11 protein-coding genes are annotated in these 12,723 nt (G+C 41.6%); 3 read left to right on the top strand and 8 right to left on the bottom strand.

Features of this window, described 5'->3' with window-relative positions; translation table 11 throughout:
* From ACHB7C_RS13140 to ACHB7C_RS13125, 4 genes are read right to left on the bottom strand one after another with little or no spacing between them, the layout of a single operon-like run.
* Window positions 1-630, bottom strand: coding sequence for an NADH:ubiquinone reductase (Na(+)-transporting) subunit D (locus ACHB7C_RS13140; RefSeq protein ID WP_042848705.1), 630 nt, complete (start codon window positions 628-630; stop codon window positions 1-3).
* On the bottom strand, window positions 623-1,417 hold the full coding sequence (locus tag ACHB7C_RS13135; protein ID WP_048608237.1) for a Na(+)-translocating NADH-quinone reductase subunit C: 795 nt from the start codon (window positions 1,415-1,417) through the stop codon (window positions 623-625). The genes ACHB7C_RS13140 and ACHB7C_RS13135 overlap by 8 nt, the downstream gene beginning before the upstream one ends.
* Window positions 1,410-2,648 carry an NADH:ubiquinone reductase (Na(+)-transporting) subunit B gene (locus ACHB7C_RS13130; RefSeq protein WP_042848707.1) on the bottom strand — a complete coding sequence of 413 codons (1,239 nt, stop codon included), beginning with the start codon at window positions 2,646-2,648 and terminating at the stop codon, window positions 1,410-1,412. The genes ACHB7C_RS13135 and ACHB7C_RS13130 overlap by 8 nt, the downstream gene beginning before the upstream one ends.
* Before the next feature lie 4 nt (window positions 2,649-2,652).
* On the bottom strand, window positions 2,653-3,996 hold the full coding sequence (locus ACHB7C_RS13125; protein WP_042848708.1) for a Na(+)-translocating NADH-quinone reductase subunit A: 1,344 nt from the start codon (window positions 3,994-3,996) through the stop codon (window positions 2,653-2,655).
* A gap of 414 nt (window positions 3,997-4,410) precedes the next feature.
* On the opposite strand from ACHB7C_RS13125, the gene ACHB7C_RS13120 reads away from it, so the two are divergent.
* Window positions 4,411-5,148 (top strand): murein L,D-transpeptidase family protein, encoded by a 738-nt coding sequence (locus ACHB7C_RS13120; protein ID WP_042848709.1) that lies wholly within the window; start codon window positions 4,411-4,413, stop codon window positions 5,146-5,148.
* Here the strand turns inward: ACHB7C_RS13120 and ACHB7C_RS13115 are convergent.
* The gene (locus ACHB7C_RS13115) at window positions 5,119-5,886 is read right to left on the bottom strand and encodes a class II glutamine amidotransferase (protein ID WP_042848710.1); all 768 of its coding nucleotides are present in this window, start codon (window positions 5,884-5,886) and stop codon (window positions 5,119-5,121) included. The two genes, ACHB7C_RS13120 and ACHB7C_RS13115, sit on opposite strands and share 30 nt — an antisense overlap.
* A gap of 27 nt (window positions 5,887-5,913) precedes the next feature.
* Window positions 5,914-6,492 (bottom strand): D-sedoheptulose 7-phosphate isomerase, encoded by a 579-nt coding sequence (lpcA, locus tag ACHB7C_RS13110; RefSeq protein WP_042848711.1) that lies wholly within the window; start codon window positions 6,490-6,492, stop codon window positions 5,914-5,916.
* Window positions 6,493-6,879: 387 nt separating this feature from the next.
* On the opposite strand from lpcA, the gene fadE reads away from it, so the two are divergent.
* Window positions 6,880-9,345, top strand: a complete 2,466-nt coding sequence (gene fadE, locus ACHB7C_RS13105) for an acyl-CoA dehydrogenase FadE (RefSeq protein ID WP_395347541.1) — start codon at window positions 6,880-6,882, stop codon at window positions 9,343-9,345.
* 111 nt (window positions 9,346-9,456) lie between these two features.
* On the opposite strand, the gene lysA is transcribed toward fadE, so the two are convergent.
* Window positions 9,457-10,722, bottom strand: coding sequence for a diaminopimelate decarboxylase (gene lysA / locus ACHB7C_RS13100; protein WP_395347540.1), 1,266 nt, complete (start codon window positions 10,720-10,722; stop codon window positions 9,457-9,459).
* Between the two features lie 141 nt (window positions 10,723-10,863).
* On the opposite strand from lysA, the gene ACHB7C_RS13095 reads away from it, so the two are divergent.
* The gene (locus tag ACHB7C_RS13095) at window positions 10,864-11,802 is read left to right on the top strand and encodes a LysR family transcriptional regulator (RefSeq protein WP_166687059.1); all 939 of its coding nucleotides are present in this window, start codon (window positions 10,864-10,866) and stop codon (window positions 11,800-11,802) included.
* Here the strand turns inward: ACHB7C_RS13095 and ACHB7C_RS13090 are convergent.
* A complete protein-coding gene (locus ACHB7C_RS13090; RefSeq protein ID WP_166685465.1) occupies window positions 11,773-12,693 on the bottom strand; it encodes a LysR family transcriptional regulator in 921 nt (306 codons plus the stop codon). The two genes, ACHB7C_RS13095 and ACHB7C_RS13090, sit on opposite strands and share 30 nt — an antisense overlap.
* Between the last annotated feature and the right edge of the window lie 30 nt (window positions 12,694-12,723).

Here is a 12,723-nt window from a genome sequence, read left to right as displayed (position 1 = left end):
TTAGTCCTTCTCTACCTGAGCTGGTTTCAGGATACGTAGTCCCCAAATCAGCATACCGATGATAAAGAATGCACTTGGCGCGAGGAGGAACAAGCCATTAGGCATGTACCAGCCACCGTTTTGCAGTGATTCAAAGACAGTGATACCAAACAGTTTGCCGGAGCCAAATAATTCCCTAAAGAAACCGACTAATACAAGGATCACACCATAGCCAAGACCATTACCGATACCATCCATAAAGCTTTCTATTGGTGGCGCTTTCATTGCATAAGCTTCAGCACGCCCCATTACGATACAGTTAGTAATAATCAAACCAACGAATACTGAAAGTTGCTTTGATATTTCATAGGCATACGCACGTAAAATTTGGTCAACCACGATGACGAGAGAAGCGATGATTGCCATCTGTACAATAATACGCACACTGCTTGGAATATAATTTCTAATCAGTGAAATAAAGAAGTTAGAAAATGCCGTAACTAATGTTACCGCAATGGTCATAACCAATGCTGTTTCTAACTTAGTTGTTACTGCTAATGCAGAACAGACCCCCAGTATTTGCAAAGCAATTGGGTTGTTATCTAATAGTGGTCCAAGTAGGACGCGTTTTATTTCTTTTGAATCAGCCATTATTCAGCGCTCCTTCACGTACTTTTTTCAGGAACGGACCAAAGCCGTTATCCCCTAACCAAAAATCAAACATATGTTGAATTCCGTTTGACGTTAGGGTTGCACCTGAAAGGCCATCGATACCGTATGGGCTATCTGTGGCACCACCACGTACGATTTTAATTGCCGGAATACCCTGTTCATTGAACAGTTTTTTACCCGGCCATTGGGCTTTCCATTGTGGGTTATCGACTTCGCCACCTAAACCTGGTGTTTCACCATGCGAGTAGTAAGTGATACCGCGTGAGGTTACCCCATCAACATCGATTGCCACAAACGCATACATTACAGACCACAAACCTGAACCATAAACAGGTAAAATAATTTGTGATACTTTGCCGGCATCATCTTTCACTAAATAGATTTCAGCACTATTGGCGCGACGGCGAATTTTTGCGATATCCTCTGCTGGAGAAAGGGCAATACTGGTTTCATCGCTACGTAGCTCAGCATTTAGATCATAACGGCTAGTGCTATCAGATAGTTCATTCGTTTTGAAATTCAAAAGCTTAGGTTCGATGCGCTCCCCATAAACTTTTTGGATTTCTTCTGCGGTCATTTTAGGCTGCATTAAACCTGCCACGCTTAAAATATTACGCTGAGTATCTAACTGAATTTGTTCTTGCTGCTTCGGCTTCAAACCAACTGCAGCACCTGCGACAACAACAGAACAAACTAGACAAAGGATAAAAATGACTAGAAATGTTCTACCGACGCTATCTTTATTAATTGGTTTATCATTAGCCACGAGCTTTTCTCCGCTTAATATTTGCTTGAACGACCAGATAGTCAAACAAAGGAGCAAACAGGTTGGCGAACAGAATAGCCAGCATCATCCCTTCAGGATAAGCCGGATTTACTACCCTGATAAGTACACACATTACGCCGATCAGAATGCCATATGCCCATTTACCTTTATCAGTGAATGAAGCGGATACTGGGTCTGTCGCCATAAAAATCATACCAAATGCAAAGCCACCCAGAACCATATGCCACCACCAAGGCATGGCAAATAACGGATTGGTGTCTGAACCAATAGCATTAAATAGGTAAGACATGGCAATCATACCAACCATGACACCCGCCACAATACGCCATGATGCAATGCGGAAGAACATGATGAGTGCGCCACCAATAAACAACATCAGCGTCGAAACTTCACCGATCGAGCCTGGCATATTACCTAAGAACGCTTGCATCCAAGTGATAGGCTCACTTGTTACTGTGTTCATTAGCGCGTGTTCGCCACCTGAAGCCCACTGTGATAATGGAGTTGCTCCCGAGAAACCATCCGCTGCAGTCCAAACCAAGTCACCGGAGATTTGAGCAGGGTAAGCAAAGAATAAAAATGCACGACCCGCTAACGCAGGGTTTAAGAAGTTACGCCCTGTACCACCGAAAATTTCCTTAGCAATCACGACACCGAAGGTAATACCAAGAGCCGCTTGCCATAAAGGAATTGTTGGAGGCACAATCAAAGCAAACAAGATAGAGGTTATAAAGAAGCCTTCGTTGATTTCATGACCACGGATCATGGCAAACAACACTTCCCAGAACCCACCGACAAGGAAAACAACGGCATAAATAGGAAGAAAATAAACTGCACCAAGCAGCATTTTACTTCCCCAACCAGCATCCATTGACAGCGAGGCACCTAAAAATTGTGCCAAACTATAATGCCAGTCACTCGCGAGCACTTGCTGTAGCTCTGCTCCACTATACAGTTGATGAAGTGCAGGGATAGCTTGGTTGCCTACGTTGTACATCCCCCAGAACATTGCAGGGAAAACAGCAAGCCAGACTAAAATCATCATGCGCTTCAGGTCAATAGTGTCCCTGACATGAGAACGACCTTTCGTCACCGTTCCCGGTGTATAGAACACTGTAGAAACTGCTTCATACAATGCATAGTATTTAGCGAGTTTTCCACCGGGCTCAAAATGGTGTTCATACTTTTCAAATAAATTTTTCAGACCCATGGAATCACCCTTCTAGCTCAATCTTGGTCAGAACATCACGTAATACAGGACCATACTCGTACTTCGCTGGGCAAACATAGGTACATAAACCTAAATCTTCTTCGTCCAACTCTAAACAGCCCAATTCTTGTGATGTATCGGTATCTCCAGCGAGGAGATCGCGCAACAAATGAGTGATCATGATGTCAAGAGGCATAACACGCTCATAGTTACCAATTGGTACCATTGAACGCTCACCGCCGTTCATTGTTGTCGTAAAATTAAAGCGCTTATTTTTCAGGAAATGCCCGATCGTAGTACGAGTGATCGTAAATTTATTAACACCAGGCATAATCCAGCCAAATAGTTCTTTATCGCGACCTTCGGCTAATACAGAGACTTGATTGTGAAAACGACCAAGATAATGATGGGTATCATCACAAGTTACGCCCCAAAGGACAGAGCCTGAAATAATACGGTTTTCGCCCGCTTTAAGCTGGCCTTGAGTTAATTCATATAAATCAGCGCCAAGGCAAGTGCGTAATAAACGCGGCTTTTCAACCTGTGGCCCTGCCAATGAAACGATACGGTCAGTATAAAGCTGCCCAGTGACAAACAGCTTACCAATCGCAATAACGTCTTGGTAATTAAGGCTCCATACCTTTTTCTTGATGCTTACTGGCTCCAAGAAATGGATATGAGTCCCCGCTAACCCAGCAGGATGAGGACCCGCAAACTGGGTGTATGAAATCTGGCTATGAGCCTCAACTTTTGGTAAATCCCCCTCTCCATGACATACATGGATTTTACCTTCTGTTAAATGGCTAAGGACTAATAACCCATCGTTAAATGCCTGTTCTTGTTCACGAATAACCAAAACGGCATCAGCAGCAAGAGGGTTTGTGTCCATTGCAGTAACAAAAATAGCGCTAGGTGAAGAACCTGGTTGTGGCGAACGACTAAATGGACGCGTTCTTAAAGAGGTCCACAAACCTGATTTAATCAGATTATCTTCGACTTGTTCTCTGGTTAATGCAGATAACTCAGTACGAGTATAAGCTGCAAAGTTTTCCTGTTCATCACCGTCAATTTCAATGACAACAGATTGAAGCACACGACGCTCACCACGATGAATAGCAACAATTTTACCACAGGCTGGACTTGTAAAAACAACCCCCGGATTCTTTTTATCTTCAAAAAGAACCTGCCCTTTTATGACACGTTCACCTTCTTTAACCAGCATCGAAGGACGCATTCCGACATATTCTTCACCTAGCACAGCTACGTGTTGAATTTTCGGGCCGTCTTCTATCACTTGGGCTGGCTCACCTGCGATGGGAAGGTTAAGGCCTTTTTTAATTTTAATCATAAGATCTGCACAAGTTTATCAGTTAAACCCTAAGCTAACGATTCAGCAATGAATGATAGCGACTCAGTAATAAAAACAGCTCAAGCCACTTTCGCCACTTAAGCAGGTATTTTCACATAATTGTTACTAAATTTTTTCTTCTGCCGGACGTAATTTTATCAGTTCCCACTCACTATGTCCGTCTATAGAAGTGACATAGTTCAAGCAAATTGCATTAATATTTAAATTTTTCTGTTAACAATTCGAAATTGCCGAACTGTAACATCACCTTTATCGATTGCTGATTACTATTTAACCGATAAAGATTCATCTAAAAACTATTAACAAGCTATATTAATTTTCTATTTACTCGTCTAAAATGCATAAATTCTGTATTCTTTTTAATCAGTGAAAACTTCTACATTTGGCCTTAGTATGAAATTAAGTAAATTTTTTAGTGCAATTTTTCCATTTGTACTCATATATCCACCTGTAATTCAGGCGAGCAACTCTTCATTTATACTTAAGAATAATGCTTTGGATAATCAAAATTCATCTATTTTTATTCAAATATTTAAGCAAGAGGGTTTACTCGAACTCTATCAAAAAACCCCTTCTGGAAAATATAAGCTGACCAAAACTTACCCAATTTGTAAGTTTTCTGGGGGCCTTGGCCCGAAAAAAATAGAAGGAGACCTCAAAAGCCCTGAGGGATTTTATCAAATTACCGCAGAACAGCTCAACCCAAATAGTCGGTATTACCGATCTATCAATATTGGATTCCCTAATGAATACGATAAAGCACAAGGTTACAGCGGTAGTTACCTAATGATCCATGGCAGTTGCGTTTCTGTAGGATGCTATGCCATGACAGATAAATATATGGGTGAAATTTATCAAACCGTCGAAACTGCCTTATTAAATGGCCAGCCAACCATCAATGTCAGCATCTACCCATTTAAGATGACAAATGAAAATATGACGCGCTACAGAAACTCAAGTCACTATTCATTTTGGAAACAGCTACAGCCTGCTTACGAATACTTTAACCAAACAGGAAGACCCGCAGAAATTTCAGTGACATTAGGTAAATACGCGGTAGTTAGCTTACCAGATACCCCAACGAAATTATTAGGATCTAAATCACAATATGCGCTCACCAAGATGGAATAATACAAAGTTACCTGGCTCGATCCGCTGCCAATTTTCATTTCCCGTTAAAGGTTGAGTTGCAATAACAGAAACAATATCAGTGGGTGTGGTGCATTGCTCGAAATCAATTTCAATATCTTGATCTAATAATTTCGCTTTACCAAAGGGTGCTCTACGCGTCAGCCAATGTAAATTCGTTGAACTAAACGCCATCAAATATTGCCCATCAGAGAGCAACATATTAAACACCCCTTTATGACGTAGCTGATCCGCCAATGTCGCGACAAAACGAAACACGCTTTTCCAATTGGAGGGTTTTCGTGGGTACTTTTCACTTAACTGATGTAAAATCCAGCAAAATATCCATTCGCTATCAGTTTCACCGATAGGCCAATAACGCCCTGTTTTCAATGAACGATAGCCCTTTAATTGGCCATTATGAGCATAAGTCCAATTGCGCCCCCACAATTCACGCGTAAAGGGATGTGTATTGACTAATGATACATCACCTTGATTTGCTTGCCGAATATGCGCAACAATCGTTTCTGATTTGATAGGATATTCCTGCACAAAGCGGGCAACGGGTGATAAAAAACTTGGTTGAGGATCTTTAAATGTGCGACATCCCAAGCCTTCATAGAACGTAATTCCCCAGCCATCTTTGTGTGGACCGGTATGCCCACCTCGAGAAATTAACCCACTAAGACTAAACGTAATATCAGTTGGAACATTGGCACTCATGCCAAGTAACTCACACATTTAAAGGCTCCTAAACCGGTTAAAACTTTACTTCACCATCTCTTTTTCAATCAACTGAATTAAGATATGGATAACTTTAATATGAATTTCTTGAATGCGATCAGCATAACCAAAGTGTGGGACACGGATTTCAATATCTGCGGTACCTGCCATTTTCCCGCCATCTTTACCTGTTAGCGTGATTACTTTCATCCCTTTCTCACGAGCAGCGCTAATCGCTTTGATAATATTCCCTGAATTACCAGATGTTGAGATGCCCAGTAAAACATCACCTTTCATCCCTACTGCTTCAATAAAACGTGAAAAAACATATTCATAACCGAAGTCATTACTGACACAAGACAGATGACTAACATCTGAAATTGCAATCGCTGGATAACCGGGACGATTTTCACGATAGCGCCCTGTTAACTCTTCAGCAAAATGCATCGCATCGCAGTGTGAACCACCATTACCACAAGACAATACTTTGCCACCAGCTTTAAAAGAATCGGCTAACAATACGGCTGCTTTTTGAATAGCTTCAATATTTGCGTCATCGCTAAGGAAATTTGATAGCGTGTCGGCAGCTTCTGTTAGCTCGCCACGGATCAGGTCTTGATACATGAGGTTTCCTCTTAATTAAGAACATGTTACAGAGAGTATGATTAATTTATATTTAAAATAGCCTAAATAAAAATGCCATCTAATGGCAAAGAGCAGATAGGTATCCACAATTAACCTTTAATACTCAGATTGTTGCACAGGGATTGTTTTGTTTCTACTTTTGATTGTGCTGTCTTAGCTTCGTAGAAAAAGACCTCCTTTTTCCTTACTAGTAACCATAATTTTTTAATGGCCTTAATGTAAATTACCTTAACCATTTTCATAATTTGGTGTTTTTGTGAGCCAAGTTGTAATTAGGATGTAAATACATTGCTAATTCTTTATTAATGGGTATAGATTAAGATAACAAACAGGTCAGACCTCTTACAAGTGGACAGGAGCTTAACTATGATCCTTCTCAGCATTGTGTTATTCCTAGCCTTAATTGGCGTACTTTGTTATCACAAAACATCGTTAGTTTTTAGCGCAATATTATTATTGGCTTATACTGCTGTTATGGGTGTGATAAATATTTGGAGCTACTGGATGTTATTGCCAGTCGCCTTAGTATTATTTCCATTTGTTTTCAGCCCAATACGCCAATCATTATTTTCCGCCCGCGCTATGAAAATGTTTCAAAAAGTCATGCCACCAATGTCAAGAACAGAAAAAGAAGCCATTGATGCAGGGACAACTTGGTGGGAAGGCGACCTTTTCCGGGGAGCCCCTAATTGGAATAAGCTTCATGACTACCCAAAACCACAATTGACTGCCGAAGAACAAGCATTTATTGATGGTCCCGTTGAAACAGTTTGTGGCATGGTCAATGATTTTGAAGTGAGTCATGAGCTCGCAGACCTCCCTCCTGAAGTGTGGCAATATTTACGCGATCACCGTTTCTTTGCCATGATCATCAAAAAAGAATACGGAGGTCTTGAATTTTCTGCCTATGCTCAATCACAAGTATTACAAAAACTTGCCGGAGTTTCGGGCATACTGGCAATAACTGTCGGTGTTCCTAACTCTTTAGGTCCTGGTGAACTCCTACAACATTATGGTACCGATGAGCAAAAACAGCGTTATTTGCCGGGTTTAGCTACTGGTGAAGAAATTCCATGTTTTGCTTTAACAAGCCCTGAAGCAGGGTCTGATGCAGGTGCGATCCCAGATACTGGCATAGTTTGCATGGGTGAATGGCAAGGTGAACAAGTCCTTGGTATGCGTTTAACATGGAATAAACGCTACATTACCTTAGCACCAATCGCGACCGTGTTAGGGCTAGCCTTTAAATTATCTGACCCAGATAAACTATTAGGCGGAGAAAAAAACCTTGGTATCACTTGTGCTTTAATTCCAACCAATACACCGGGGGTCGAAATTGGCCATCGCCATTTCCCTCTTAATGTGCCATTTATGAATGGCCCGACTCGCGGTCAAGATATCTTTGTTCCTATTGATTACATCATTGGTGGGCCAAAGATGGCGGGGCAAGGTTGGAGAATGCTTGTCGAGTGTCTCTCTGTCGGACGCGGTATTACATTACCATCTAACTCAACAGGAAGTCTGAAGAGCATCGCTATTGCAACAGGGGCTTATTCCTATATTCGTCGCCAGTTCAAATTATCAATTGGTAAAATGGAAGGGATTGAAGAACCATTAGCACGCATTGCTGGTAACACTTATTTGATGGATGCAGCAGCAACTTTGATTACGTCGGGGATTATGTTAGGCGAAAAACCCGCGGTTCTCTCTGCTATCGTAAAATACCATTGTACTCATAGAGGTCAACGCTCCATTATTGATGCAATGGATATCACTGGTGGTAAAGGAATTTGCCTTGGCGATTCAAACTTTGTCGCCAGAGCCTACCAAGGTGCGCCAATCGCTATTACGGTTGAAGGGGCCAATATTCTCACTCGTAGTATGATCATCTTCGGCCAAGGTGCTATTCGTTGCCATCCATTTGTATTAGACGAAATGGCTGCTGCAAAAGATAATAATTTGCATAAATTTGATAAAGCTGTATTCGGGCATATCGGTCATGTGATTAGTAACCAGTTCCGGAGTTTCTGGTTAGGCTTGACTAACGGTCGTGGCAGTAGCGCGCCAACAAAAGACGAAACACGCCGTTATTATCAAATGTTAAATCGTCAAAGTGCTAACTTAGCTTTATTGTCTGACGTGGCAATGGGGGTGTTAGGCGGAAGCTTAAAACGCCGTGAGCGTATTTCGGCACGCTTAGGGGATATTTTAAGTAACCTGTACCTTGCCTCTGCAACCCTAAAACGCTATGAGGATGAAGGTCGCCAAAAAGCAGATTTACCGCTAGTAAAATGGGCTGTTGAAGATTGTCTCTATCAGTCAGAAAAAGCCATGGATGATTTATTGAAAAACTTCCCTAATAAAATGGTAGCGGCGATAATGCGAGTGACACTCTTCCCTGTTGGCCGTTCTATGTCGATGCCATCTGACCGACTTGACCACAAACTGGCGCAGCTACTGATGGAACCTTCTGAAACACGGGATAGATTAGGTCGTGGTCAGTACTTAACGCCAACAGAAAACAACCCGCATGGCTTAGTAAACCAAGCACTACTCGATATTATTGCTGCTGAGCCAATCTTCGACCGTATCTGCCGTTTAAAAGAGCGTAAACTCAGCTTTACTCGCTTAGATGAACTAGCAGACCAATTACTCCCTGAAAATGTAATTACGCAAGAAGAAGCTGATATTTTACGTAAAGCGGAAGCTAGCCGGTTACGGACTATTAATGTGGATGAGTTTGAGTTTGATGACTTAGGGGTACTTCCGTCAAAAAAGTCTCCTGACGAACCTTCAAGTGAAGATACAAGTAAGAAAAAGAAAGCAGCTTAATTTATAAAGTAAATTATAAAAGGTTATCTTCTTAGAAGTGAGTTTAAGGGTAACAACAAAAAGCCAGCTAGTTATTATAGCTGGCTTTTTGTATGTAAATATATTTAAAACTTATAATTCCAATTCTAATGCTAATAATTCTTCAATCGTTTGGCGGCGACGGATCAGCGTTGGCTTGCCATCTACAAACATCACTTCCGGTAATAATGGACGACTATTATAATTCGAAGACATAGATGCACCATAAGCGCCAGTATCATGGAAAACTAAATAATCCCCTACTTTGACCTCAGGTAATGCGCGTGTAACAACTAAACCACCCTCTAATTGAGTAAATACATCCCCTGACTCACATAGAGGGCCTGCAATAATAGTATCGATGAGTTGAGAGCTATCAGCACAACTGCCATCCGCAGTTAGAACAGATACATGATGATAGCTGCCGTACATCGCAGGGCGCATTAAATCATTAAAACCGCTATCCACTAACACATAATGGCGGCTCCCCATATCTTTAACCGCACGGACTTCCGCCAGCAAAACACCGGATTCAGCCATTAAATAACGCCCCGGTTCTATCTCAAGTTCGACTGAGTGCCCTAAATGCTGCTCTATACGCTGACGGGCGTTATTCCATAAACTATAATAATGTTGTACATCTATTAATTCATCGCTTTCACGGTAAGGGGTTGATAACCCTCCCCCAGCCGAAATCGCATGTAGGTCAACCCCAGCGGTGGTGACCAATGCCACCATTGAATCACACACATCAGCAAGATGTTGGTAATCAACACCAGAACCAATATGCATATGAATGCCCACTAACGATAAATTATAGTGACGAATTTTTTCTAACGCGGCTGGTAAATCTTCATGCCAAATACCGTGCTTGCTATTCTCACCACCCGTATTAGTCTTTTGGCTATGGCCATGACCAAACCCCGGGTTAATCCGCAACCAAACTGGGTGACCAGATTTTTTCTGACCAATCTGGTCTAACATGTCAATCGACCCTGCATTTACCGGAATATCCAGAGCCGTCACTTTTTCTAATGTTGCTCTGTCCAATACATCTGCGGTAAAAACAATTTCTGAGTTTTCACGCCCTGCTTGGAAGCCAGCGACCAGCGCACGCTCTATTTCACCTAAAGAAACAGAGTCTACTTTGACCCCTTGCCCTTTCATTAAACGGAGGATATGAATGTTAGAGCTTGCTTTTTGTGCAAACCTAACAGTATCAAAGGCTTGTAATTGCTTAATACGCTCAATGATTACAGCGCTATCATAAACCCAAACAGGGGTTCCATACTGGGCTGGTAATCCACGCAAATGTTCAGGTGTTAAATACTGGCTTGTCGTAGTTGCGAATGAAGTCATTGTCTTTCTCGTTTGCAAATTTTTATGGTCTTAATAATTTATTGTATTGAAATCTATTATTCAGAGAAAAAACGGGAAAAAAAATATCCATTTTGCTAAAGTCTATTCATATTTGATATAGCATTTATTTAGAGGCTAAACATGCAAGCTATCTCTTGGCGTCATATTGAAATATTCCGTGCCGTCATGACTACCCCAAACTTAACGGAAGCTGCTACATTACTGAGTACATCACAGCCCACCATCAGCCGTGAACTTGCTCGCCTTGAATATCTATTACAATTTAAATTATTTGATAGGGTAAAAGGCCGATTACAACCAACTGCGCAAGGCTTACGTTTTTTAGAAGAAGTCGAGCGTTCTTATTATGGATTAGAGCGGATCAAAAATTCGGCTAAAACTATTCGGCGTTTTGAACACGCACAAATATCCATTACTTGTTTACCGGCTTTTGCCCAGTCTTTATTACCTCAGGTTTGTCAGTCATTTATGGAAAGTTACCCTGATGTAAATATCACGGTGATCCCACAAGAATCCCCAGTTCTGGAAGAATGGCTTTCTGCTCAGCGTTATGACTTTGGCTTAACAGAACACCTTCAACTACCACCCGGCACTGAACAGCAAACGTTAGGCTGTTTAAATGAGGTGTGTGTGTTACCTGCAGGGCACCCCCTTGAACTAAAACAGGTTTTAACGCCTACTGACTTTCAACATCAACGATTTATCAGTTTGTCATTAACAGACAGTTACCGCCAGTTAATTGATTCAACCTTTACAGAACACCATATTGAACGAAAAATGGTGATGGAGACACACTCTGCATCATCCATATGCGCTATGGCATTAAAGGGGATCGGGATATCCATTGTAAACCCATTAACAGCGTTAGACTTTCATCAGCAATCTGCAGGGAAATTGGTGATCCGTCCCCTCAGTTTTTCCATTCCATTTACAGTGAGTTTAATTCGCCCCATTCACCGCCCATCTTCTCAACTGACAGATATTTTCACCCAATCACTAAAAAATACCTTCAGCCAAATAGAAGAGAGCTTAGCGTCGGCCTTGTTGCATCAACGCTAACCAATATGGTGACGTTTTGAACCAGTCTGTAAGGAAATCAATCACAGCACGTAATGGTGTAGGCATTTTTTGTCGACTGGTGTATACCCCGTAAATACCTAATGGCATTGGTTGGTAATCAGATAATAATTGAATTAACTCACCACTTGCTAAATACTCTGCGACGGAATAATAAGGTTGCATGGTAACCCCTGCACCATTTAAAGCGCCTTGGGCAAGAAATACGGACTCATTGGCGCTCAACCGCCCGCCAACTAATACCGTATGCTGTTCCCCTTGTTTTTCAAAACGCCAAATGCTGCGCCCAAAAAAGCTATATGTAAGACATTCAAGTAACACTAAGTCTTCAGGTTTAGTGGGCATTTTTTTCCCCGTTAAAAACTTTGGGGAAGCACAAATTACAGAGTGGCAGGTCGATAAAGGCTTAGCAATTAAGTTAGGTTCTAGCTGGTTAGTAATACGGATCGCTAAATCGATACGTTCTTCGATAAGATTAATCGATTTATTAGATATTTGCATATCTATCGTCATATTTGGGTATTGCTGCAAAAATTCTGCCATAGCAACGGATAATGCACTTTGGGCTATCGATTGTGAACAGCTAATACGTACCAAGCCAGATAGCTCTTTTGCATCATGATGTTGTTGTACAGGTACTAATTGTGAAATCGCATTGAGCTGTAATGATTGCTGATACACCCCCTCACCAGCGGAGGTTAAACTTAAACGCCTTGTTGTTCGATTAAGTAACCGTACTCCAGCCCATTGTTCCATTTCAGATAAATAACGTGTCACCATCGCACGCGACATATCTAACTTTTCAGCAGCACCAACTAAACTGCCTTGTTCCACTATCGTGATAAACACTTGTGCTGCCTTTAACCTATCCATTTACGCCCCATTCGTCCGGTTTATGCAACA

The sequence above is a fragment of the Providencia sp. 2024EL-00732 genome (assembly GCF_044006275.1).
Lineage (GTDB): Bacteria > Pseudomonadota > Gammaproteobacteria > Enterobacterales > Enterobacteriaceae > Providencia > Providencia huashanensis.
The sequence above is the reverse complement of the archived record's forward strand: the minus strand, read 5'-3'. Positions and strand labels throughout refer to the sequence as shown.

Bases quoted from the DNA above. Each gene is read 5' to 3' on its own strand.
- ACHB7C_RS13090 (WP_166685465.1), bottom strand. From the start codon at position 12,693: ATGGATAGGTTAAAGGCAGCACAAGTGTTTATCACGATAGTGGAACAA.
- ACHB7C_RS13115 (WP_042848710.1), bottom strand. From the start codon at position 5,886: ATGTGTGAGTTACTTGGCATGAGTGCCAATGTTCCAACTGATATTACG.
- ACHB7C_RS13140 (WP_042848705.1), bottom strand. From the start codon at position 630: ATGGCTGATTCAAAAGAAATAAAACGCGTCCTACTTGGACCACTATTA.
- fadE (WP_395347541.1), top strand. From the start codon at position 6,880: ATGATCCTTCTCAGCATTGTGTTATTCCTAGCCTTAATTGGCGTACTT.
- lysA (WP_395347540.1), bottom strand. From the start codon at position 10,722: ATGACTTCATTCGCAACTACGACAAGCCAGTATTTAACACCTGAACAT.
- ACHB7C_RS13130 (WP_042848707.1), bottom strand. From the start codon at position 2,648: ATGGGTCTGAAAAATTTATTTGAAAAGTATGAACACCATTTTGAGCCC.
- ACHB7C_RS13095 (WP_166687059.1), top strand. From the start codon at position 10,864: ATGCAAGCTATCTCTTGGCGTCATATTGAAATATTCCGTGCCGTCATG.
- ACHB7C_RS13120 (WP_042848709.1), top strand. From the start codon at position 4,411: ATGAAATTAAGTAAATTTTTTAGTGCAATTTTTCCATTTGTACTCATA.
- ACHB7C_RS13125 (WP_042848708.1), bottom strand. From the start codon at position 3,996: ATGATTAAAATTAAAAAAGGCCTTAACCTTCCCATCGCAGGTGAGCCA.
- lpcA (WP_042848711.1), bottom strand. From the start codon at position 6,492: ATGTATCAAGACCTGATCCGTGGCGAGCTAACAGAAGCTGCCGACACG.